The organism is Streptomyces sp. NPDC037401 (genome assembly GCF_055602345.1).
This window is the reverse complement of record NZ_JBVJWO010000033.1, coordinates 6,552-28,032: the sequence shown is the minus strand read 5'-3', so window position 1 is coordinate 28,032 and position 21,481 is coordinate 6,552. Positions and strand designations below refer to the sequence as shown.

Below are 21,481 nucleotides of genomic sequence, written 5' to 3'. Positions count from 1 at the left end.
TGGACCCGGCCGACCGCTCAGTACGGGCGCGGGGACATGATCTGCTGCTCGGCTCCGGGCACCTCCAGGACGCAGCGCGGGATACCGGGACCGGGCGTCGCACGGACCGAGACCAGGATGGGCGGGTCGGTCGGCAGCTCGACGGTCACCATGGCGGGCCGGTCGTGGGAAGTCGTTGCGTAGCCGCTCGCCTTGCCGTCGACCAGTACCTCGACCACGGCGGTGTGGCCGGTCTGGACCGTGGCGCTGACGGAGTGCCCCGCGTGGTCGATGTGGAAGTGATGACGCGCTCTCATGGGACGGCTCCCACCGGACACCGTGGCGGCGTCCCTGCCTCCAGCGTAGCCATCGACCACCCCTGCGCGCGCTTCAGCCTTCAGCGCCCGGCCCCCAAGTCCTCGGCCCGCGGCGCTCAGCCCCCGAGCAGGACGGCGAGCAGCCGCTCCACCGTCTGGCGCGGGTCCGAGGGGTCTGCGGTGGCGTCCGCAGCCGCGTCTTCCCCGGCTTCGTGCGGCGCGCGGGTCATCAGCACATGGTGGACGGTGCCCACGTACGCCAGCGCGATCGTCGCCGTGTCGGCGCCGGCCGCCACCCTGCCGAGGCGCCGTTCGGCGTCCAGGTACGCGGCGACCGCTTCCTGGATCGCCGCGAACCCCGGTGCGCCGGCCGCCAGGGCGTCGCGGGTGTGCAGCGAGGTCCGCGGGCGGGTCATGGCCAGGCCGACCACCGCCGGGTGCAGTGAGCCGAGCAGCCCGAGCGCGACCTCGGCGAGGTTGGCCGCCACGCCGCCCTGCCCGATCCGCTCGGGCAGGGACTGCGCCTGCCGGGCGCTGCGCGCGAAGCGGTCGAGGACGAGTTCCGCGACGAACTCGTCCAGGCCGTCGAAGTGCGTGTGCAGGACGCCCTTGGCGCAGCCCGCCTCGGTGGTGACCGAGCGGCTGGTCAGGGCGGCCGGGCCGGAGTCGGCCACGACGCGTTCTGCGGCCGCGAACAGCCGCTCGCGCAGGTCGGGAATCGCCACTCCACGGGGTGACATGACACCTCTTCCGATAATCCGGAGGACAGGTTTGGGCACTTGCCCATACTGTTTGGGCAGATGCCCATTCTAGCCCGGGAGGAATCATGAGCAGTCAGCCGGAGGCCCTCGCCAACGCCGATCAGGCGCAGGCGTGGAACGGCTACGAGGGCGCGCACTGGGCCCGCCACCAGGACCGGTGGGACGCCGTCAACGACGGCTTCAACGCGCCGCTGCTCGACGCCGCCGCGATCGGCCGCCGCGACCGCGTCCTGGACATCGGCTGCGGATCGGGCCGTACCACCCGTCTCGCGGCCCGCCGGGCACCCGAGGGCCGCGCCCTCGGCCTCGACCTGTCGGCGCCCATGCTGGAGCGCGCCCGTGCGAGCGCCCGCGCCGAGGGGACGGCGAACGCATCCTTCGCGCAGGGCGACGCACAGGTCCACGCCTTCCCGCCCGGCTCGTTCGATGCGGCCGTCAGCCGCCACGGCGTGATGTTCTTCGCCGACGCCGTCGCCGCCTTCGCGAACATCCGCCGGGCCCTGCGCCCCGGGGGCCGCCTCGCCTTCGTCTGCCCGGCGGCAGCGGAGGGCAGCGAGTGGGTCGGGGCCGTCGCCGGGCTGCGCGGCATCCTGCCGGTGGCGGACTTCGGCGGCGCACCGGCGGCGCCGGGCACTCCGGGGATGTTCTCCCTCGCGGACCGCGACCACACGCTCGGGATCCTGGCCGCCGCCGGGTTCGGGGAGGCGGACGCGGTACCCGCCGCGGCGTACGGGGACTGGGGCCCCCGGGCCGAGGAGGCGGCGGCGTTCCTGCTGGGCTCCGGACCGGGCCGGCATCTGCTGGACCAGGCCTGCGCCGCGGAACAGGCCCGCGCCCACCGGGCCCTGACCGACACCCTGCGCCCGCACGAAAGGGACGGATCGGTACGCCTGCGCACCTCGGCCTGGCTCGTCACCGCAACGGCGCCCGCCTAGACGAGAAACCACCCCTCGGACCGCCGGAAAGACCCCCGAGCCGGGCCGAGACGGGGGTTGGGGCAGCCGTACGCCCCGGGGCCGGCGGGGGGCCTTTCCGATCTTGATTCCAGGCCTTCACCCGAGCGTCTGCGACCTCCCGCCAACCCCACCGACCTGGGCTTCCGAGTCGGCCGTACCTACGATCGGCACCGAGGGAAGGGGGACCGGATGGACCGGAACATCCGCACCATCGACGACGTACTCGCGCTGCTGGACGGCCTGTTCGCGCCGGAGGCCGACCGCTGGACGGCGGACGCGGCCTCGTGGTGGGACGACTTCTACGCGGACCGCACCCGGCCGGTGCCGTTCTTCGTGGAGAAGCCGGACGAGAACCTCGTCTCGTACCTCGACTCGGGACGGGTTCCGACGGGCGGCCGCGCGCTGGACCTGGGGTGCGGACCGGGGCGCAACGCCCTCCATCTCGCCTCGCGGGGCTTCGAGGTGGACGCCGTCGATCTCTCCCCGGCCGCCGTTTCCTGGGCCGAGGACCGGGCCCGCGCGGCGGGAGCAGCGGTCCGATTCCACTGCGGTGACGCCTTCGCCTCTGCCGGCGCGGCCGTGGCGGGCCGGTACGACCTGATCTACGACTCGGGTTGCTTCCACCACCTGCCCCCGCACCGGCGCATCAGCTACCTGGCCCTCGTCGACCGCCTCCTCGCACCCGGGGGCCACCTCGCCCTGACGTGTTTCGCGGCCGGCGCGATGGGCTCGGAACTCCCCGACGCCGATCTCTACGGCGGATCCGGCCTCCAGGGCGGCCTGGCCTACACGCCCGAGTCGCTGCGCTGGATCTTCTCCGACCTGACCGAGGTCGAACTGCGCCGGATGCACGACGAGCAGCCGGAATCCGCGCACTTCGGCGAGGCCTTCCTCTGGACCGCCCTGTTCCGCCGGGACCCCGCCTAAGCGCTGCCCCGTACCCTCTGGCGGATGTGACCGGCCCGTGCTCGCCCACGCCGACTACCTGGTCTCCGAGCCGGAGTGGGAGCGGCGCGGCCTCCTGGAGGCCCAGGGCATGAGCGAGCAGGTCACGGCCCTGGCGCCGCGCGTACGTGCGATCACGGACGGACAGGAGGTCTTCCCCGGCGTACGCGTGCACCCCCGGCCACACCGTCGGGCACGCGGAGTACGTCATCACCGGCGGCGGACGGCGCCTGATCGCCTGCGGCGACGCCGTGCACTCGCCGATCCAGATCGGCCACCCCGAGTGGTCCTCGGGCTTCGACCACGACGGCGCCCGGACCGCCGGCACCGCCGCCGCCTCTTCGCCGAGCCGGCGGAACCCGGCACGATCGGCTTCGGCGTCCACTTCGCCGACGTGGTGCTCGGACACGTCCGCCACGATGGAAACAGCCCGGCCTGGCGGCCCGTGGACGCCTGACCGGGCCGGGACCCCCGTCATCGACTTGCCGAGCGCGGTGGTGACGGGCTCTCGGCCGTCGACGGTGACCCTCGGGATCACGGATTCGAGGCCCCGCCGGCCCCGCCGTCGGGGTGGGGTCCCGTCAGCGGCCGGACTCCGAACGCGGAGTCCGGCCCGGGAGGCTACGCGAACAGTTCGAGCGAGATCTGCGGGGACAGGGCGCGGAGGAAGGCGGGTGCGTCGAAGATCGCGCCGGCGGAGGCGACGCCGACCGTTCTGGTCCGGCCCGTGAGGACGTGGTGCAGTGCCTCCACCGCGAGCGGCGCGCTGACGGCGTAGATGTCCTGACCGCTCGCCACCGCGCGCCTCTCCACGCCGCCGGAGCGTACGACGACGTCGACGAGGAAGGTCTGCGCGGACCGCCCGTGCTCGTCGACCGCGGCCGGCGCCGGCGTCTCCGGGGCCGCGAGGTCCCGCGCCGCCTCGACCGTCATGTAGGTGCGCACCTCGGGGATGGCCAGGTGGCTGGGGACGGTGACGACGTCGGCCATGGTGAACTCCCCGATCACGGACCGGACCCCCATGGGGTCGGGGAAGGTCCACTTCGTGGTCGGCGGGGCGTCGTCGCGGTACTCCAGCCGCCCGTTGCCGAACACGACGCGCCGGCCGTCCCGGCGCTGCCGTGAGACGGTGCCGGCGGTGCGGGTCCCGGCGGTGGGGTGCCAGCCGCTCAGCCCGTACGCGATATGTGCCTCGTCGGCCGTCACCCAGTCCCCCATCGCCGCCGTGACCAGCAGGTCGCCGAGGCCGCCGAAGAAGGCCATCGCGGGGATCACCACGGTGCCGGCGGCCGCGGCGCGGTCCGCGAAGTGGGTGAACGTGTCGAGGTTGGCCTCGATCTCGGCGGCCACGTCCACGTACGGGATCCCGGCGCGGAGCGCCGCCTCGATCACCGGGGCGGCGGTGGCGGCGAAGGGCCCGGCGCAGTTGATCACGGCGTCCGCGCCGGTCAGCGCGCGGTCGAGCGCGGCCGGGTCGCCGACCGCGGCCGGCCGGGCGTCGAGCCCCGGGCAGGAGGCCGCGAGCGCCCTCAGCTTGTCCGCGTCTCGCCCGGTCGCGATCGGCACGAACCCCCGGTCCAGCAACTCCGCCACCACGAACCGCCCGGTGTGCCCGTAGGCGCCGTACACCGCCACAGCGCGTCCCGATTTCATCGCGTTCGCCCCCGTTCTCGCTTGTTCAACGATGAACCATCCTGCCGCCCGCGACCACCCTCCACGAGTGTCTGAACTGCCACACCCCGCACACTTTCGGACGCAGACACAGACTCGTACGTGGGACGGGACCGCTACTGGCAGCGACCCGCGGGCGGGTGGGGCGAGAGTGCGGTGGGGGTGCGGTGGCGGACCAGGACCGTCACGCGCCGCGGCCGCACAGAGCGGCGCCTGCGGGTGGACGTGCACCCGGCGCGGCCCTGTTCGGCTTCGGGGCGGCCCGGCCGTGGATGCCGGTCCTGGCCGGCATCGCGGTGGTCACCGGATCCCTGACGCACGGTCCCTGGTCCAGCGGGCACGCCGCGTCCGGAGGGCATGGCCCGGCCCGCTGCGGGTAGTCGCAGCGCATGGACATCCTGCTGCTGGTCACGGTCGTGGTCATGGCGGTCACGTTCCTCGGCTACGTGATCGTCCTGGTCCGCACGGTCCGCGCGCGGGACGCCGGCCCGTACACCGGAGGCCCGTTCCGCCCCCGCGGGACGTCGACGACACGACCTAGGGAGCGTCCGGGGCCGGGCCGGTGGAGGAGCGGATGACCAGTTCGGGGTCGAAGAGCAGCTCGCCCGTCGGCACCTCGCGGTTGCTGACCAGCGCCAGCACGCTGCGGCCCACCTCCAGCGCCAGCCGGTCCGCGGGCTGGCGGACGGTGGTGAGCGGCGGGTCCGTGAACTCGGTGACACCCGAGCCGTCGTACCCCACCACCGACACGTCGCCGGGTACGGTGCGCCCCTGGCGACGGATCCCGCGGATGGCGCCGAGGGCCATGTAGTCACTGGCCGCGACGATCGCGGTGGCGCCGAGCGCGAGGAGCGGGCCCACGGCCGCCTGGCCGCCCTCCACGGTGTACGACTGGCGGATCACCCAGCGACCGGCGTCCTCGATGCCGCGCTTGCCCATGGCGTCGAGGAATCCCTGCACCCGCCGGTCGGCGGGCCGGTTGCCCGCCGGGCCCGAGGCCATGCCGATCCGCCGGTGGCCCAGCCGGTACAGGTGGTCGACGGCGAGTTCCGCGGCGAGGGCGTCGTCGGTGGAGAAGACGGGCGTGGGCACTCCGTCGGCGAACTCGCCGTTGATCCCGACGTACGGGACGCGGCGCTGGCGCAGCAGTTCGTACGCCTCGGTGTCGGCGCCCTCGACGGTGTTCGAGGCCGAGAGGAAGACGACGGCGGCGACGCCCTTGTCGACGAGGGCGGAGATGAAGTCCCGTTCCTGCACGCCGCCGGGGAAGGCGGGGCACAGCACGGTCTTGAGGCCGTGCGGCGCGAGGGCCGACTCGATGCGCTCGGCGACGTCGGCGAAGAACGGGTTCGAGACGAACTCCGTGATCACGGCGACCAGTTGACCCTGGGTCTGCCGCTCGTACCCGAGCTCGGCCATCGCCTGCTCGACCGCGTCGCGGGTCTTCTTCGACACGCCCTGCCGCCTGTTGACCACCCGGCTGACGGTCGCCTCGCTGACCTGCGCGCGGGCTGCGACGTCGGTGATGCCGACCTTCATCGCGGTCCTTCCGTGATCGAGAGCGATGCCAGACCTCCGCGCGGTACGGCCAGCGAGCAGGGTCCCTCCGGCATGAACGTCAGCGGATCGTCCATCATACGGCCGTCCGGGCCGTGGACGGCTCTTCTGACCCAACCGCCCCCGCCGTGCACCTCGACCATCAGGCGGTCCCGGTCGGAGCCGTTGACCAGGAGGAACCGGCGGTGGGCGGCGAAGTCCAGCGGTACGACCCGGTCGCCGTGCACGCTCAGCAGGCAGCTGTCCCCGGCGGCCGCCCGCACCAGCGGGTAGAGCTCGTCGGGGCGGCCCGGCTCGGTTTCCCCGTCCAGCAGCAGGTGGCGGTGAAGGTGCCACTGGCGCAGCCAGAAGGCCACCACCGCGTGGTGCTCCTGCGGCATCCGGTCCAGGCGTACGGAGATCTGCGGCACCGCGTGCAGGGCGCCGATGAGCTGCCGGGCCACGGACTCCGCGGGCGCGTCCTGCGACCACAGCAGCATGTCCGAGTGGACGGCGCCGCCGACGGCGAGCAGTGAGGTATCGAGGGTGCGGACGCGGTTGGCGGCCGCGTCGGCCGGGCAGTCGAAGGACCGCAGCATGTTCCCGAACGGCGCCATGCCGGGCCCGACGTACGGCTGGCGCAGCTCGACCAGCACGTCGGGCCGTACGTCCTCCAGGGCGCTGCGGAGTTCGGCGAGCAGGGCGACCATCGCCTGCCCGACGTCCGTGCCGCCGTCGCCGGCGTACGCCATGGCCTCGTCGAGGAAGTCGATCTTCAGCCCGTCGAGTCCGTGGTCCCGTACGAGCCGTACGCACAGGCCGGTGACGTGGCGGCGGACCTCGGGGCGGCGGGGGTCGAGCACAAATGCGCCGGGCACTTTGGCGCGGGCGGGGGCGAACGGCGCCCAGGCGGGGTGGCAGTCGGCTCCGGGGCCGAGCAGGAGGGGGGCGACCCAGGCGAGGTAGCGCAGTCCGTGTGCCCGGACGCGTGCCACGTGGGCGGTGAAGTCGGGGAACTTGTCCGGGTCGGGGCGCCAGTCGCCGCAGCCCGCGTAGCCGCGTCCGTGGCCCAGTTCCTGCCAGCCGTCGTCGAGGATCAGTACGCCGCAGCCGAGTGCGGCGGCCGGGGCGGCCTGGGCCTCGACGGATGCGGCGGTGACGTTCTGGTTGAAGGCGTACCAGGTGGAGTAGGCGGGGGTGCGGGCGGCGTCGGGGACGCTCATCGGGGTGATGCGGCGGGCGAACCAGGCGCGCAGCCGCCTCATGGCCGTGGCCACGGACGGCGCGCGCGGCACGAGCAGCAGCCGGTGCGGGTCCCGGGCGGCGGGCAGGCTCAGGTGGACGACGTGGGTGTCGTTCTCCTCCGAGACCCCGAAGCGGACGGTGGTCTCGGGCACGGGGTCGGCGGCGGCGAAGGTGAGGAGGGTGGCTCCGGAGTGGGCGTAGAGGCAGCCGGCGGCGTGGCCGTCGACGAGGGAGATGCGGGCGCGGCCCTCCCAGTCGGCGAGGAGGGTGCGGCGCCAGCCGCCCTGGGGGTGCCAGTAGCCGGCGGCGTCGCCGAGCGGGACGGAGAGGCGGATCTCGACGGGGGCGCCGTCGGCCCGTACCTCCAGCATCCGCAGTCCGCCGGGGAGTTCGGCGAGGGTCCAGGCGGGCCGGGGTGCGCCCGCGGGGGCGAGCACGGCGACGGAGACCTGGTCGAGGAGCGGGACCAGGGGGGCGGGGGCGAGTCCGGCGGTGGTGACGGCTTCGCCGTCCGGGGCGGCCGGGGGGCCGGGCGCGGGGTGGCTCTGCACGGGGGTCACTCCTTCACGGCACCGGCGAGCAGGCCGGACACGAAGTGGCGCTGCAGCGCCAGGAAGACGACGGCCATGGGGATCGCGGCGATGGAGGTGCCGGCCAGGATGGCGCCGTAGTCGGTCTCGTCCAAGCCCTGGAGGGAGGCGAGTGCCACCGGGATGGTGAAGGAGGCACCGTCGCGCAGGACGATCAGCGGCCAGACGAAGTCGTTCCACTGGTACAGGAAGAGGAAGATCGCCAGGGCGGCGAGCGCGGGTTTCATCGGCGGGAGGGCGACGCGCCAGAACAGCCGCAGTTCGCCGCAGCCGTCCATGCGGCCCGAGTCGAGGAGTTCGGCGGGGAGGGCGGCCATCGACTGGCGCATGAGGAAGATGCCGAACGGCAGGGCGAGGTTGGGTGCGATCACCGCCTGGTAGGTGTCGAGCCACTGGAGCGCCGCCATCATTTTGAACAGCGGGACCAGGGTGACCTGTGCGGGGATCACCAGGCCGAGCATGAGCAGTCCGAACAGCGCCTCGCGGCCGCGGAAGCGGTAGGTGGCGAAACCGTATCCGGCGAGGGTGCAGACCGCGCCCGCGCACACGGTGTAGACGACCGCGATCAGGAGCGAGTTGAGGACCACGCGCCCGAACTGTGCGGACTCCTGGAGGGCGGACAGGTTGTCGAGGAGGTGACCGCCGGGCAGCAGGGGCGGCGGGCTGTCGAAGATCTCCGCGGAGCTGTGGGTGGAGGCGACGGCGAGCCAGTAGAAGGGGACTGCGACGGCCGCGAGGGCGATGGCGAGTGCCGAGGTCAGCAGGATGCTCCTGCCGCGGGCGGCGACGGGGCGGGGGGTCACGTTCGGTCTCCCAGGACGCGGAACTGGATCACGCCGAGGAGGGCGATCAGCACGGCGAGGACGTAGGCGATCGCGGAGGCGTAGCCGAAGTCGAAGTATTTGAAGGCGTTCTGGTACAGGTACACGCCGACGGTCAGGGTGGCGTTGTCCGGGCCGCCGCCGGTGAGGACGAACGGCTCGTCGAAGATCTGCAGGGTGCCGATGGTCGAGAGCACGGTGGTGAGCAGCAGGGCGGGGCGCAGCCCCGGCAGGGTGACGTGGCGGAAGGTCTGGAGCGGGCCGGCGCCGTCGACGGCGGCCGCCTGGTAGAGCTCGGCGGGCACGGTCTGGAGCCGGGCGAGCAGGATCACGGCGTTGTACCCGGTGTAGTGCCAGGTCAGGGCGAGGCCGAGGGAGATCTTCGCCCAGAGGGGGTCGGTCAGCCACGGCACGGCGTCCAGTCCGGCGAGGCCGAGGAGCCAGTTGACCAGTCCGTACTGGGTGTTGAGCAGGACGGAGAAGACGATTCCGTAGGCGACCAGCCCGGTGACCATGGGCAGGAAGAAGCCGAGGCGGAAGACCGCGCGTCCGCGCAGCAGGGTGGAGTTGAGGGCGACGGCGAGGGCGGTGGCGAGGGCCAGCATGACCGGTACCTGCACGGCGAGGATGACCGCGGTGTTCGTCAGGGCGGTGCGCAGCAGCGGGTCGTCGAGCAGCCGGGTGTAGTTGTCGGCGCCGGCGAAGACCTCGGTCCCGCCGACGGTCCGGTGGAGGCTGATCACGAAGGACCAGCCGATGGGGTAGAGCTTGAACACCGCGAAGAGGAGCAGGGCGGGCAGGACGAAGAGGTACGGCGCGGGGCGGCGCCGGGGTCGGGCGGTCGCGCCGCTCATCGCAGGACCTTGCGCCCCGTCTGCCTGCCCAGTTGGTCGGCGGCGGCCTTGAGGACGGCCGCCGGGTCGGCGCCCTTGAGCAGGACGCGGGACTGGGCGTCGGTGACGAGCTTGAGGGCGCGGGCGTAGTCGGAGGTGTAGTTGAAGGCCGGCGAGGGGGCCTTGAGCGCCTCGAGGAAGATCTCGCCCTTGCGCTGTCCGCCGAAGAACGCCGAGGGCTCGTGGAAGACGGCGTCGTCATACGCCTTCATCAGCGCGGGGGCGATGCCCTTGCCCCGGTAGATCCGCACCTGCGAGGCGGGGCGGGTCAGCACGAACTCGACGAAGGACCAGGCGGCCGCCTGGTGCCTGCTGCTGCCGGCGATCGCGAGGTGGGTGGAGTTGACGGTGGCCGCGGTGGCGCCGCCGCGGCGCACGGCGGGCGGGAGGCGGACCTTCCACTTGCCGGCCTCCTCGGGGACCTGCTCCTCGATGATGCCGCCGAACCACGTGGGCCACGGCATGACGGCGTTGGTGCCCTTCTTGATGGAGCTCATCAGGGCGTTCCAGCCGCCGGCGAGGTCGCTGACCAGGCCGGCGTCGTTCATCGTCTTGATGAGGGTCATGGCCTTGACGGCCTCCGGGGAGTCGAGGGTGATCGCCCCGTCGAGGTCGAAGTAGAAGGCGCCCTGGAGCTGGAGGAGCATCTGGAAGAAATTGGCCGCGTCCGGCTGCGAGGCGGGCTTGTCGATGCCGAGCAGGTGGATGCCGGTCTTCTTCTTGATCTCCTTGCCCGCCTCGACGGTGTCGTCCCAGGTCTGGAGGGCGCCGGCGTCGACTCCGGCCCTCTCGAAGACGTCGGCCCGGTAGTAGAAGCCCGCGGAGTTCGCCTCCCAGGGAAGGGCGTTGACGCGCTTCCCGTCCGGGGAGACGGTCTGCCACAGGCCCTGCGCGAAGGAGTCCTTGTGGGCCTGCGCGCCCAGCGGGGCAAGGTCGGCGAGACCGCCGGGGAAGCGCTCCACGTAGCCGGGCAGGTAGTCGACGCCGATGTGCAGGACGTCGGCGAGTCCCTGGCCCCCGGCCGCCATGCCGGTGGTGATCTTGTCCCAGATGGCCGGGTTGCCGATGTCCTCGACCGTGACCCGGATGCCGGGGTGGCGCTTGTTGAACTCCGGGAGGAGGGCCTTCATCTCGGCGGCCGGTCCCTGCCAGGACCAGACGGTGATCCGCCCCTCGTCCTTGCGGCCGGCGGCTCCCCCTGCGCCGGCGCCCGTGCCCGTACAGGCCGTGAGTCCGGCGAGTCCGGCGCCGGCGGTGACCGCCCCGGCGGCCCGGAGCACTCTTCGACGTCCCGTTTCCATGGCTGATCCACCCCTGCTCACACCGTTGCGGAAGCTGACTGGCCGGGACTGTAACAACGCCAACTCTTTGCTTGCAAGGATTCATTGAAAACTTTCAGCTTGCCCGGCCATCAATCTCTGACGGATCCATTGCAGGCCTTCGTTGGAGGTTGCTAGCGTGCCGCGCGCCGGTTCGACGACGACCGGCCACGCCACCCCCGATCCGGGAGAACCGATGACGCGTTCCCGTGTGTCGCTGCTGTCCGCACTCGCGCTGCTCGCTCCGCTCGCACCGCTCGCCCTCGGCTCCTCCGCCACCGCCGCCGCCCCCTCGGCCCCGGCGCCCCGCACCGCCCCGGCAGCCGCCCCCGCCCTCCTGAGCGTGGTCAACCCCGGCTTCGAACAGGGCGCCAACGGGTGGCAGTTCACCGCCGGGACCGGGGTCGCCACCAATTACCCGCACGGCGGGACCCGGCTGATCTACCTGGACTCGGGCGCCGGCCGGAAGGTCTCGCAGACCCTGACGGCCACCGGCCACGGGACGTACGACATATCCGCCTGGATCGCGACGGGCGGCGCGGGCGGCCGGTTCGCGGCCCGCGTCAACGGCGCCGTCGCCGCCGAGGTCACGCTGCCCGGCGCCGTCAACTACCGCCGCCACACCCTCAGCCGCATCTCCCTGGGCCCCGGGGACACCCTGGAGATCGCCTTCGAGTCGGGCGACGGCTGGGTCAACGCCGACGACGTCATGCTCTCCCCCGCGTCCCCGGCGAACCCACGGGTCAGCTCCTCGGACCCGAAGATCGTCGAGATGTTCGAGTGGTCCAAGCGCAAGGCCAACAGCTGGGTCCACCTGCCCGGCGCACAGGGCCCGCTCGACGTCGACGAGAACAACACCTCGGGAAGCGGCACCGGCACCTACGCGCCCTCGTACTGGGCGGGCTACGCCAACCGCAGCGGCTACTACTCCCGTGACACGGCCCACCAGCTGGCGGGCGCGGGCGTGCTCGGGCTGAACGCCGAGAACAAGGCCATGCTGCGCGCGTTCGCCGCCTCCGCCACCCCGGAGCACAAGTACTACCCGGTGTGGGCGCTGAACTTCGACAACCGCACCTACCTCTCCATCGACTACAGGAACCCCACGCGCTTCGTCCGCGAGGTGCCGGCCACCTTCGAACTGGTCCAGAAGGCCGAGGAGGCGTACCGGTGGAGCGGCGACCGCGCGTACGTCGACGACCCGGCGCTGTGGGACTTCTACCGCCACGCCACCGGGGAGTTCGTCGACCTGCACAACAGCCGCAAGGACAACGGCGCCGTGAAGGTCGCCGAGGGCACCGGCCAGGGCATCTTCCAGGGCACGGCCAGCTACAACGAGCAGAGCAACGAGCCGCTCGCCGAGGCGGGCGACGCGATCGGCTCGCAGTACCAGGCCTACCTGGCGGCCGCCTCCCTCGCCCGCGCCAAAGGCGACTGCGTGCTCGCCTCCGACTACGACCGCAAGGCCCGCGACCTCAAGACGTACTTCAACTCGACCTGGAGCGGCACCGGATCGGGCGCCGACATGGTGCGCGGCTACACCACCGACGGGCGGGCACTGACCGGCTGGGGCAAGGAGAACAGCTGGTTCATGCCGATGAAGCAGATCCTGGCCCCCGGCGCCCGCCGCGAGGCCTATCTCGACTTCATCGACCGGCAGGCCTCCGGCGCGGACCGCCCCACCAACATCGAGGCGCTCACCTACCTGCCGGACACGTTCTTCAGGAACAACCGCAACGAGACCGCGTGGACGTGGATGAAGCACGTCTACGACCGCAAGGACGTCCAGCACGTCAACACCCGCCAGGGCACCAACGGCGACTACCCCGAGGTCTCCTTCACCCTGCTCGGCCAGACCGTCGAGGGACTGCTGGGCGTCACCCCGAACGCCCCCGCCCGCACCCTGACCACGCAGTCACGGCTGCCCGCCGGCATGGACTGGCTGAAGATCGACGACCTGCGGATCGGCCGCAGCGCCTTCTCCCTGCGGCACGACGGCGCGACGCGGTCGACGCTGACCAACGTCTCCGGCGGCCCGTACCGCTGGGAGGCCCGCTTCCCCGGCGCCCACGCCTCGGTCACGGTGGACGGCGTCACCCGCCCCTCGCGGACGAAGGTGGTCGACGGGGCGACGTACACCTACGCCGTGCTGACCGTGCCCGCGGGCCGGACGGTGACCGTCCGGGTGGGCTGAGGCGCGGCGGCCGGGGCCGGGGCCCGGTCAGCGCGCTGCGGATGCCGCGTGCTCCGCGGCTGCCGAGTGTTCGACGATCTCGCCGTCGCGCAGCTCCAGGACCCGGTCCGCCAGGCCCAGCAACTGCGGGTCGTGGGTCGCGACCAGGGCCGTCGTGCCCTCGCTGCGGACGACGGAGCGCAGGAGCTCCATCACCGACAGGCCGGTCTGGGCGTCCAGCTGGCCGGTCGGCTCGTCCGCGATCAGGAGGGCGGGGCGGTTGGCGAGGGCGCGGGCGATGGCGACGCGCTGCTGCTGGCCGCCGGAGAGTTCGTCGGGGCGCTGGGCGGCGTGGTCGCCGAGCCCGACCAGTGCCAGCAGCAGGGCGACCCGCTCCTCGCGCTCCCGCGGGTCGGCCTTGCGCAGCCGCAGCGGTACGCCGACGTTTTCGGCGGCGGTCAGGATGGGGATCAGGCCGAAGGACTGGAAGATGAACCCGATGCGGTCGCGGCGCAGTTCGAGGCGCCCGTCCTCGCCGAGTCCGGTCAGGTCGGTTCCGTCGATGACGACCCGGCCCCGGTCCGGGGAGTCCAGCCCGCCGACCAGGTTGAGCAGGGTGGTCTTCCCGGAGCCGGAGCGCCCCTTGAGGGCGACCAGCTCGCCGCGCGGGATCGTGAACGACACGCCGCGCAGGGCGTGTACGGCCGCTTCCCCGGCGCCGTACGACCGCGCCAGGTCCTCCACCCGGACCATCGGCTCCTCCGCGCGGCGGTCCGGACGGCCGCCCGCGGCGGCGGTGTCCGCGGGCGTGCTGCTGTGCTCGGTCATGGCTGGCTCCCCCGTGCCTGTTCGCTCGGATCACAGTAGGCAGGGATCTCCCGGCCGGGCAACGGCCGCCGGACGAAAGAGGGACTGACGGGCATTCCGGTTATCGGATTGTATGTTGCTCAGAACGGATCCTTGATAGAAAGCACGTTCCGGGTGGGTCATACACAGAACCGGGCGGGGGACGGGTGTCGGGGTTCATATTTCTGCGTGCGGGCGCGCATCGGCTGCTGCTGGCGGCCGCCCTGCTCGCGGTCCTGCTCACCACGTCCGTGCTCGCGGCGCTCGCCGCGTTCTCGGGCTCCGTGGGCGACGCCGCGCTGCGCGAGACGCTGCGCGGCCGGGCCGCCGCCGACTCGGCGCTCCTGATCAGCGCGGACATCGCGCCGGAGCAGCGGGAGGCCGCGCGGCAAGCCGTCGTGCGCGGCACCCGGGAGAGCTTCGACGGGCTGCCCGTGACCCTGGGAACGCTGGAACGTTCCGGCCCTTACGCCCTGCCGCTCTCGCTGCGCCCCTCCGACGCCCTCTCGGGCGAGCCGGACCTGACCCACCTCGCGGCCCTGGACCGCTCGCGGATCACCCTGGTCTCGGGCACGCTCCCCGGACCGGGCACCGCACCGGCCAGCGGCGCAGTCAACGCGCCGGTGCCCGTGGCCCTGCACGAGAGCGCCGCCCACCTGCTCAAGCTGCGCGTGGGCTCCCGGGTCGCCCTCACCGACCGGATGAGCGGCAAGGCCCTGCCCGTCCTGGTCACCGGCGTGTACAAGCCGGCCCGCACGGCCGATCCGTACTGGCAGCTGGACCCGCTCGCCGGACGCGGGATCCGCCATCTCGTCTTCACCACGTACGGCCCGCTGCTGGCGCACCCGTCCGTCCTCGCCTCCGGCCGGGTCGCCGAGGGCACCACCGGCTGGGTGGCAGCCGCCGACTTCCGCACCGTCACGGCCGACCGGATCGGCTCGCTGCGCACCGCGGCCGCGCGCGGGTCCGCCGCCCTGGACGCGCACCCGCTGTTCGCGAACAAGGCGACGGTGACGACCGCGCTGCCCGAGGTGCTCGACCGCACCGAACGGGCCCTGCTGGTGGCCCGGTCCACGCTGATGATGGTGGCCGTGCAGCTGGTGCTGCTGGCCGCGTACGCCCTGCTGCTGGTGGCCCGCCTGCTCAGTACGGAGCGCTCCGGCGAGACCGCGCTGCTGCGGGCGCGCGGCGCCTCGCGCGGCCGGATCGCCGCCCTCGCCGCGGTGGAGGCGCTGCTGCTGGCCCTCCCGGCCGCGGTGTGCGCCCCGCTGCTGTCGGGCCCGCTGGCCGGCCGGTTCACCCCGCCGTCGCTGGACGGGGGTGCGGCCCTGCAGCTGGGCACCGTGCCGCCGTGGCCCGTGTGGCTGGCCGCGGCAGGCGTCGCGGCCTGTTGCGCGGCAGCGGTCGTCGCACCGGCGCTCGCCGCCGCGGGGGCCGGCATCCGGCTGCGGCGCGGCCGGGCCGCCGCGCTGCCGGCGCCCGTGCGCGCCGGGGCCGACCTCGCGCTCCTGCTGATCGCCGCGGTCGCGTACTGGCAGCTGGACCGGCAGACGGCGGCCTCCGGCGGCGGGGTGCTCAGCGGTGACCGCGAGGGCGGTCTCGGCATCGATCCGCTGCTCGTCGCCGCCCCGGCGCTCGCGCTGCTCGCCGGCACCGTGCTCACGCTGCGTCTGCTGCCGCCCGCGGCCCGGCTCGCGGAGCGGCGCGCGGCCGGCGGCCGCGGGCTGACCACGGCGCTCGCGGGCTGGCAGTTCAGCCGCCGTCCGCTGCGCGGCGCCGCGCCCGTGCTGCTGCTGGTGCTGTCCGTGGCGATGGGCATGCTGGCCATCGGCCAGGGGGCCTCGTGGGACCGGTCCCAGAACGACCAGGCCGACTTCGGCGCGGGCGCGTCGGTGCGCGTACAGGACGGCCGGGTGGGCGGCCCCGCCCAGGGCGCGGCGTACGCCTCCGTGCCCGGCGTGCGTGCGGCCGCTCCCGCGCACCGGGGCGAAGCGGAGCTCACCGGCAGCCGCCGCGCCCCGGTCCTCGTCCTGGACACCGCGAACGCCGCCGACCGCCTGCTGCTGCGCGACGACCTGGCCGGGGAGCCGGCGGACGCCCTGCTCGCCTCGGTCAGGACGCCTCCGGCCACGACCCGGCAGGTGCTGCCGCTGCCGGACGGCGCCCGCCGCCTCTCGTTCGACGTCCGGATCGACGTGGTGCTCCCGCAGCCTCGCCGTCCCGGCCCGCCGGTCTCGGCGGAACTGACCGTGATCGTGACGGACCGCCACGGCATCGCGCACCCGGTCGACGCCGGCCGGGTGCCCGCCGACGGCAAGGTCCACCGGGTGACGGTCGCCCTGGACACGGCGGCCCCGGGCCTACGGGCCGTCCCGGCCGGCCCCCTCGGGGTGACCGGGCTGCGCCTGGCCGCCGACGCGCCCGCCGCCGGGCCCGAGCGGCACCGGCTGACCGTCGGGCGGCTGCTCGTCGCCGGTGCCGGGGGCGCCGCCCGGCCGGTGCCGGTGCCCGCCGCACTGCGCTGGCAGGGCACCGGCACGAACACCGCGCTCGGGGACGCCCCGCCGACCCCGCTGGAACCGGCCGCGTCCGCCGCGGCCCCGCTGACCGTCGTCTACGACACCGGGCGCAGCAGCGGCATCACGGAGCGGTTCACCGTCCGGACCGACGTCGCCCGGCCCGCCGGCCCGGAGCGGATCCCCGCCGTCGCCACCGACGCCTTCCTGCGCAGCGCCGGCGCCGGGCCCGGCCAGAACCTCGACCTGACGGTCGGCGGGCAGCCGCTGAAGGTGACCCTGGTCAAGGCCGTGCGGCAGCTGCCCACGCTGGGTGCGGCGGGCACGGGAAGTACGGGTACGGGCAGCGCCGTTGCCGCGTCCGGAGCCGGGGCGGGCCCCGGGGCGGCCGTCGGGGACGAGGCGGGCAGCGGGCTGCTGCTCGACCTGCCGGCCGTGAACGCCGCGCTGTCCGCCGCGGGCGGTACCCCGCTCGCGCCGACCGAGTGGTGGCTGAGCACCGCCCCCGGCAAGGCCGGCGAGGTCGCCGGTGCGCTGCGGGCCCGCGCCGACAGCGAGCCGGGCCGGGTCCTCGTACGCGACGAGGCCGCCGCCGCGCTGCTCGGCGACCCGCTCGGCCGGGGGCCGCGGGCCGCCCTGCTGGCCGTGGCGGTCGCCGCGGCCGCGCTCGCCGCGGTCGGATTCGCCGTCAGCACCGCCGGATCGCTGCGCGAGCGCTCCGCCGAGATCGCCGTCCTGCGCGCCCTGGGCGCGCCCCGCCGGGGGCTGGCGCGGATGGTGGCCGTCGAGCAGGGCGTGCTGATCGGGATAGGCCTGCTCGCCGGCGCCGGGCTCGGGGCCGTACTGGCGAGGGCGGTGGTGCCGCTGGTGGTGCTGACCTCCAGGGCCGACCGGCCGGTGCCCTGGGTGCTGGTGGAACTCCCCTTGCCGCAGGTCGCCCTGCTCCTGGCGGGCGTCGCGTGCGTGCCGCTCCTCATCACCGCAGCCGTCGCGGCCCGCCGCACCGACCCCGCGGTCACACTCCGTCACCAGGGGGACAGCTGAGATGACTTCCCGCTCCGACCGGACCCGCCGCCCGCGCAGCGTGGCCCCGTGGATCAGGACCCGGCTGCGGGCCGCGCCGGGCGCGGCCGCCGCCTTCGGCGTCCTCGTGCTGATCACGGCCTTCCTGGCCGCCGTGCTCCCGCGGGCCGTCGACGCGTACGAGACCGAGGGGCTGCGCCGCGAGATCACCGGGGCGCCGGCGAACGCCACCGTCCTGGAGCTGGCCGCGCCGCAGCCCGGACTGGAGATCCCGCAGCCCGCCCGGGAGGCGGCGATGCGGCCCGCGGCGCTCGGCGACGTCCACCGCAAGGTGCTGGCCTCGCTGCCGGAGCCGGTGCCCGCGGACCCGGCGGAGTCGGCGTACGGCGCGCAGTCCACCGGGGCGCTGTACGGCACGGACGCCTGGCTGCCCCGCCCCAACGCCCTGCCTCCGCAGTTCACGCTGGCCGCGCAGGCGCAGCTCGGCGCCCACGCGACGGTCCGGGAGGGACGGCTGCCGGCCGTGGCCGGGGAGGTGACCTCGCGGACGCCGCAGGTGGAGGCCGCGGTGTCCGTGCAGACCGCCAGGGACCTGCGCCTGCGGGTCGGTTCGGTGGTCCACCTGGACTCGCCGACGGGGCCGTCCGGGCTGTCCGTGCGGATCACCGGGATCGTCGAACCGCGGCGCCCGCAGGGCAGCTACTGGTCCGCCCAGCCCCTGCTGCGCACGCCCGGCATGGCCGTCATGCCCGCCAAGTCGGGCGTCCCGCCGTCGTACTACTGGGAGGCCGCGCTGCTGCTGGCGCCCGAGGCCGCACCGGCACTGCTGGCCACCGAGGCCCGGGCGCAGGCCAAGCTGTACTGGCGGATCGCCCCCGCGGCAGACCGCCTCGACGCGCGGGACACCGCGGCCCTGGCCGCCCGGATCTCCGCTCTGGAAGGCGGCCCCGGGCTGCTGGAGCTGCGGGCCGTCGCCGGTGACACCGCGACCCTGACGACCGGTCTGGACAAGATCCTCGCCGACCACCTGGCCATGCGGGAGGCCATCGGCCGTCTGGTCGCCGTCGCCGCCGTCGGGATCAGTGCGGTCGCCGCTGTGGTCCTGGCCATGGCCGGCGGACTGGCCGCCGCCCGCCGCCGTACCGAACTGGCCCTGTTGCGCTCGCGCGGCGGCTCCCTCGCCGGCATCGCGGCCCGGCTGCTCGGCGAGACGGCCGTGATCGCCCTGCCCGCCTCGGCCGCCGGGCTCGTGCTCGCCTCGGCCGCCGTCCCGGAGGCCCGGCTGCTGCCCGGGGTGCTCGGCGCCGCTGCCGTCGCCCTGCTCGCCTGCACGGTGCTGCCGGTGCGGGCGGCCGTACGGCACCGCAAGCCCGGGACGCGCGGCGAGCGCGAGGACCTGGTGCGGGCCCGGCCGGGCAGGGGCCGTACGGTCGCCGAACTGACCGTGCTGGTCCTGGCCGTCGCCGCGGTCGTCGCACTGCGCCGCCGCGGTACCGACACGACCGGCGACCTGCTGGTGACCGGCGCTCCGGTGCTGGTCGGGCTGATCGCCGCACTGGTGCTCGTACGGCTGTACCCGCTGCCCCTGCGGTGGGCGGCCCGGCCTGCCGGACGCCTGCGCGGGGCGGTCGGATTCCTGTCGCTGGCCCGTGCCGGGCGCTCCTCGGCGACCGGCGCCCTGCCGGTACTGGCGCTGCTCGTGGCCCTGACGACGGCGGCGTTCGGCGGCTCGGTGCTCGCGGGCATCTCCGACACCCGGGACCGGGCCGCGCTGCTGGCGACCGGCGCGGACGCCGTGGTCGCGGCGCCCGGCGAGGGCGCGCCCCTGCCCGCCGGAGCGGACCGGGCCGTGCTCGGGGTGCCGGGGGTGAGCGGTGCGACGCCGGTGCGGATCGAGCGGATGGCGCAGCTGCTGACCGCGGCATCGGTGCCCGCGGACTCGAAGCGGCTGACGGTGGTCGCGGTCGAGCCGGACGCGTACGCCCGGCTCGCCGGGGAGCTGGGCCTCGGAGCCTTCCCGGCCGACGTGCTGAAGAAGCGCGGCGAGCGCGGGGCGCTCCAGGCGGTCGCCTCGCCCGCCCTTGCCGCGCGGCTCGGCACCGCGCCGCGCCTGATCGGCTCGCTGGGCGGGGAGTTCACGGTACGGATCGCCGCGGTCCGCACGCACACGCCGGCCGCACCCCGGTCGGAGTTCCTGCTCGTCGACGCGGCGGGCCTCAAGCAGCTCGCCCCGACGGCGCTGCTGGTGTCGGGCACGTCGCTGGACGCGCCCGCCCTGCGCGCGGCGGCGCGCGCCGCCGGCGGGAAGCTGTCGGTGCAGGTGCGCAGCGAGGCGCGGGCGGCGCTGACGGACTCGCCGCTCCAGGCGGGCGCCGGACGGATCTACACGGCGGCCGTGGGGGCCGGGGCGGGTTACGCCGTGATCGCGCTCGTGCTGTCCCTGCTGCAGTCGGCGCCGGAACGGGCCACACTGCTGGCGCGGCTGCGCACGATGGGCCTGACCACCCGTCAGGGCCGACAGCTGCTGGGGCTGGAGTCCCTTCCGCAGGCGCTGCTCGCCGCCGGCGGCGGGCTGCTGGTCGGCTGGGCGACCGTAGGGATCCTGGCCCCCGGCATCGACCTGACCAGACTGGCGCTGGCCGCGGCCCCGGGCCTGGTGCCGGTGGAGGGCGTGCTGCTCCAGGCCGACGCCTGGTCGCTGGTGCTGCCCGCGGCGGGCGTCGTGACCCTGGCGGCGGCGGTGGCCGCGGGCCAGGCCTGGTGGGCGGGGCGCCGTGGATCGATCACCGAACTGAGAGCGGGAGACATGCGATGAGCGGGACGAGCGGCGTGAACACGGTGCAGCCGACCCTGACCGAGCTGGAGCAGCGGGTCACGGCTCAGCGGCAGCGGCCGTCGTACGGGCACGACGCGCTGATCGCCTGCGACCGGCTGGTCCGGATCTTCACCACGGACGGCGTGGAGGTGCAGGCGCTCCAGGGGCTGGACCTGCTGGTCCGGGAGGGCGAGCTGATGGCCCTGGTCGGGGCCTCCGGCAGCGGCAAGTCCACGCTGATGAACATCCTCGCGGGGCTGGACGTACCGACCGCCGGGGCCGCGAAGGTCGCGGGCCGGGACCTGCTGACGATGGGCGCGAAGGAGCGGCTCGCGTACCGCCGGGACGTCGTCGGCTTCGTGTGGCAGCAGACCGCCCGCAACCTCCTCCCCTATCTGACGGCGGCTCAGAACGTGGCGCTGCCGATGCAGCTGCGGGGCGGGCGCGGCAACCGCAGGAAGATGGCCGCGCGGGCCCAGGAGCTGCTGGGCGTCCTGGGCGTCGCGGAGTGCGCCGACCGGCGGCCGCAGCAGCTGTCGGGTGGTCAGCAGCAGCGGGTGGCGATCGCCGTGGCCCTCGCCAACTCCCCCGCCGTCCTGCTTGCGGACGAGCCCACGGGCGAGCTGGACTCGGCGACCGGCGAGCAGGTGTTCGCGGCCTTCCGGCGGGCCAACGAGGAACTGGGCACCACGATCGTGATCGTCACGCACGACCAGGCCGTCGCCTCCGAGGTCCGCCGCACGGTCGCGATCCGCGACGGCCGCACGTCCTCGGAGGTGCTGCGCCGCACGGAGGTGGACGCCGAGGGCCAGGAGTCCCTGGTGGCCCGGGAGTACGCGATGCTGGACCGGGCGGGCCGCCTCCAGCTGCCGGCGGAGTACACGGCGGCGCTGGGCATGGAGCAGCGCGTGATGCTGGAGCTGGAGCAGGACCACATCGGGGTGTGGCCCGACGACGAGGGCGGTAGGCAGCCCCTCGCGGACTGACGGGCCCGGGGGGGGGGGGGGGGGGGGGGAGGGGGGGCAGGGGGGGGGGGGTGTGTGGGCGTGAGGCGCGGGGGGGCGGCAGAAGAGGCGGG

At 74.5% G+C, this 21,481-nt stretch carries 17 protein-coding genes; 8 read left to right on the top strand and 9 right to left on the bottom strand.

Features of this window, described 5'->3' with window-relative positions; all coding sequences use genetic code 11:
- Positions 1-17 precede the first annotated feature (17 nt).
- Together ACZ7H1_RS28925 and ACZ7H1_RS28920 are read right to left on the bottom strand one after the other, a co-directional pair.
- Positions 18-296 (bottom strand): hypothetical protein, encoded by a 279-nt coding sequence (locus ACZ7H1_RS28925; protein ID WP_470790742.1) that lies wholly within the window; start codon positions 294-296, stop codon positions 18-20.
- A gap of 116 nt (positions 297-412) precedes the next feature.
- On the bottom strand, positions 413-1,036 hold the full coding sequence (locus ACZ7H1_RS28920) for a TetR/AcrR family transcriptional regulator (protein WP_470790741.1): 624 nt from the start codon (positions 1,034-1,036) through the stop codon (positions 413-415).
- An 86-nt stretch (positions 1,037-1,122) separates the two neighbouring features.
- On the opposite strand from ACZ7H1_RS28920, the gene ACZ7H1_RS28915 reads away from it, so the two are divergent.
- The 3 genes from ACZ7H1_RS28915 (at position 1,123) to ACZ7H1_RS28905 (ending at position 3,415) form a co-directional block, all read left to right on the top strand.
- On the top strand, positions 1,123-1,992 hold the full coding sequence (locus tag ACZ7H1_RS28915; protein ID WP_470790740.1) for a class I SAM-dependent methyltransferase: 870 nt from the start codon (positions 1,123-1,125) through the stop codon (positions 1,990-1,992).
- A gap of 210 nt (positions 1,993-2,202) precedes the next feature.
- The gene (locus tag ACZ7H1_RS28910) at positions 2,203-2,940 is read left to right on the top strand and encodes a class I SAM-dependent methyltransferase (RefSeq protein WP_470790739.1); all 738 of its coding nucleotides are present in this window, start codon (positions 2,203-2,205) and stop codon (positions 2,938-2,940) included.
- 37 nt (positions 2,941-2,977) lie between these two features.
- The gene (locus tag ACZ7H1_RS28905) at positions 2,978-3,415 is read left to right on the top strand and encodes a hypothetical protein (RefSeq protein WP_470790738.1); all 438 of its coding nucleotides are present in this window, start codon (positions 2,978-2,980) and stop codon (positions 3,413-3,415) included.
- A 164-nt stretch (positions 3,416-3,579) separates the two neighbouring features.
- Here ACZ7H1_RS28905 and ACZ7H1_RS28900 read toward each other — a convergent pair whose 3' ends face one another.
- Positions 3,580-4,611: a saccharopine dehydrogenase family protein gene (locus ACZ7H1_RS28900; RefSeq protein ID WP_470790737.1), complete on the bottom strand. Its 1,032-nt coding sequence runs from the start codon at positions 4,609-4,611 to the stop codon at positions 3,580-3,582.
- Between the two features lie 407 nt (positions 4,612-5,018).
- On the opposite strand from ACZ7H1_RS28900, the gene ACZ7H1_RS28895 reads away from it, so the two are divergent.
- Positions 5,019-5,207, top strand: a complete 189-nt coding sequence (locus ACZ7H1_RS28895; RefSeq protein WP_470790736.1) for a hypothetical protein — start codon at positions 5,019-5,021, stop codon at positions 5,205-5,207.
- Here ACZ7H1_RS28895 and ACZ7H1_RS28890 read toward each other — a convergent pair.
- The 5 genes from ACZ7H1_RS28890 to ACZ7H1_RS28870 are packed head-to-tail and all read right to left on the bottom strand — an operon-like array spanning position 5,167 to position 11,015.
- Entirely contained in the window at positions 5,167-6,168 is a 1,002-nt protein-coding gene (locus ACZ7H1_RS28890) for a LacI family DNA-binding transcriptional regulator (RefSeq protein ID WP_470790735.1), read from the bottom strand. The genes ACZ7H1_RS28895 and ACZ7H1_RS28890 overlap by 41 nt on opposite strands.
- Positions 6,165-7,961 (bottom strand): glycoside hydrolase family 36 protein, encoded by a 1,797-nt coding sequence (locus ACZ7H1_RS28885; RefSeq protein ID WP_470790734.1) that lies wholly within the window; start codon positions 7,959-7,961, stop codon positions 6,165-6,167. Before ACZ7H1_RS28885 ends, ACZ7H1_RS28890 begins: the two co-directional genes overlap by 4 nt.
- A 5-nt stretch (positions 7,962-7,966) precedes the next feature.
- Positions 7,967-8,803, bottom strand: a complete 837-nt coding sequence (locus tag ACZ7H1_RS28880) for a carbohydrate ABC transporter permease (RefSeq protein ID WP_470790733.1) — start codon at positions 8,801-8,803, stop codon at positions 7,967-7,969.
- The gene (locus ACZ7H1_RS28875; RefSeq protein ID WP_470790732.1) at positions 8,800-9,675 is read right to left on the bottom strand and encodes a carbohydrate ABC transporter permease; all 876 of its coding nucleotides are present in this window, start codon (positions 9,673-9,675) and stop codon (positions 8,800-8,802) included. Before ACZ7H1_RS28875 ends, ACZ7H1_RS28880 begins: the two co-directional genes overlap by 4 nt.
- Complete coding sequence (locus ACZ7H1_RS28870) at positions 9,672-11,015, bottom strand: ABC transporter substrate-binding protein (protein WP_470790731.1); 1,344 nt, start codon at positions 11,013-11,015, stop codon at positions 9,672-9,674. The genes ACZ7H1_RS28875 and ACZ7H1_RS28870 overlap by 4 nt, the downstream gene beginning before the upstream one ends.
- 214 nt (positions 11,016-11,229) lie before the next feature.
- Between ACZ7H1_RS28870 and ACZ7H1_RS28865 the strand changes: the two genes are divergently transcribed.
- The gene (locus ACZ7H1_RS28865; protein WP_470790730.1) at positions 11,230-13,224 is read left to right on the top strand and encodes a carbohydrate-binding protein; all 1,995 of its coding nucleotides are present in this window, start codon (positions 11,230-11,232) and stop codon (positions 13,222-13,224) included.
- Between the two features lie 27 nt (positions 13,225-13,251).
- Here the strand turns inward: ACZ7H1_RS28865 and ACZ7H1_RS28860 are convergent, their stop codons facing one another.
- On the bottom strand, positions 13,252-14,031 hold the full coding sequence (locus ACZ7H1_RS28860; protein ID WP_470790729.1) for an ABC transporter ATP-binding protein: 780 nt from the start codon (positions 14,029-14,031) through the stop codon (positions 13,252-13,254).
- A 185-nt stretch (positions 14,032-14,216) separates the two neighbouring features.
- On the opposite strand from ACZ7H1_RS28860, the gene ACZ7H1_RS28855 reads away from it, so the two are divergent.
- From ACZ7H1_RS28855 to ACZ7H1_RS28845, 3 genes are read left to right on the top strand one after another with little or no spacing between them, the layout of a single operon-like run.
- The gene (locus ACZ7H1_RS28855; RefSeq protein ID WP_470790728.1) at positions 14,217-17,609 is read left to right on the top strand and encodes an FtsX-like permease family protein; all 3,393 of its coding nucleotides are present in this window, start codon (positions 14,217-14,219) and stop codon (positions 17,607-17,609) included.
- Between the two features lies 1 nt (position 17,610).
- Complete coding sequence (locus ACZ7H1_RS28850; RefSeq protein ID WP_470790727.1) at positions 17,611-20,403, top strand: ABC transporter permease; 2,793 nt, start codon at positions 17,611-17,613, stop codon at positions 20,401-20,403.
- Positions 20,400-21,389: an ABC transporter ATP-binding protein gene (locus ACZ7H1_RS28845; protein ID WP_470790726.1), complete on the top strand. Its 990-nt coding sequence runs from the start codon at positions 20,400-20,402 to the stop codon at positions 21,387-21,389. The genes ACZ7H1_RS28850 and ACZ7H1_RS28845 overlap by 4 nt, the downstream gene beginning before the upstream one ends.
- The last annotated feature ends 92 nt before the right edge of the window (positions 21,390-21,481 follow it).

What these genes read in the sequence shown, in the direction of transcription:
- ACZ7H1_RS28870 (WP_470790731.1), bottom strand. Translation starts at nt 11,015, where the DNA reads ATGGAAACGGGACGTCGAAGAGTGCTCCGGGCCGCCGGGGCGGTCACC.
- ACZ7H1_RS28845 (WP_470790726.1), top strand. Translation starts at nt 20,400, where the DNA reads ATGAGCGGGACGAGCGGCGTGAACACGGTGCAGCCGACCCTGACCGAG.
- ACZ7H1_RS28890 (WP_470790735.1), bottom strand. Translation starts at nt 6,168, where the DNA reads ATGAAGGTCGGCATCACCGACGTCGCAGCCCGCGCGCAGGTCAGCGAG.
- ACZ7H1_RS28860 (WP_470790729.1), bottom strand. Translation starts at nt 14,031, where the DNA reads ATGACCGAGCACAGCAGCACGCCCGCGGACACCGCCGCCGCGGGCGGC.
- ACZ7H1_RS28915 (WP_470790740.1), top strand. Translation starts at nt 1,123, where the DNA reads ATGAGCAGTCAGCCGGAGGCCCTCGCCAACGCCGATCAGGCGCAGGCG.
- ACZ7H1_RS28895 (WP_470790736.1), top strand. Translation starts at nt 5,019, where the DNA reads ATGGACATCCTGCTGCTGGTCACGGTCGTGGTCATGGCGGTCACGTTC.
- ACZ7H1_RS28875 (WP_470790732.1), bottom strand. Translation starts at nt 9,675, where the DNA reads ATGAGCGGCGCGACCGCCCGACCCCGGCGCCGCCCCGCGCCGTACCTC.
- ACZ7H1_RS28920 (WP_470790741.1), bottom strand. Translation starts at nt 1,036, where the DNA reads ATGTCACCCCGTGGAGTGGCGATTCCCGACCTGCGCGAGCGGCTGTTC.
- ACZ7H1_RS28925 (WP_470790742.1), bottom strand. Translation starts at nt 296, where the DNA reads ATGAGAGCGCGTCATCACTTCCACATCGACCACGCGGGGCACTCCGTC.
- ACZ7H1_RS28865 (WP_470790730.1), top strand. Translation starts at nt 11,230, where the DNA reads ATGACGCGTTCCCGTGTGTCGCTGCTGTCCGCACTCGCGCTGCTCGCT.
- ACZ7H1_RS28910 (WP_470790739.1), top strand. Translation starts at nt 2,203, where the DNA reads ATGGACCGGAACATCCGCACCATCGACGACGTACTCGCGCTGCTGGAC.
- ACZ7H1_RS28850 (WP_470790727.1), top strand. Translation starts at nt 17,611, where the DNA reads ATGACTTCCCGCTCCGACCGGACCCGCCGCCCGCGCAGCGTGGCCCCG.
- ACZ7H1_RS28900 (WP_470790737.1), bottom strand. Translation starts at nt 4,611, where the DNA reads ATGAAATCGGGACGCGCTGTGGCGGTGTACGGCGCCTACGGGCACACC.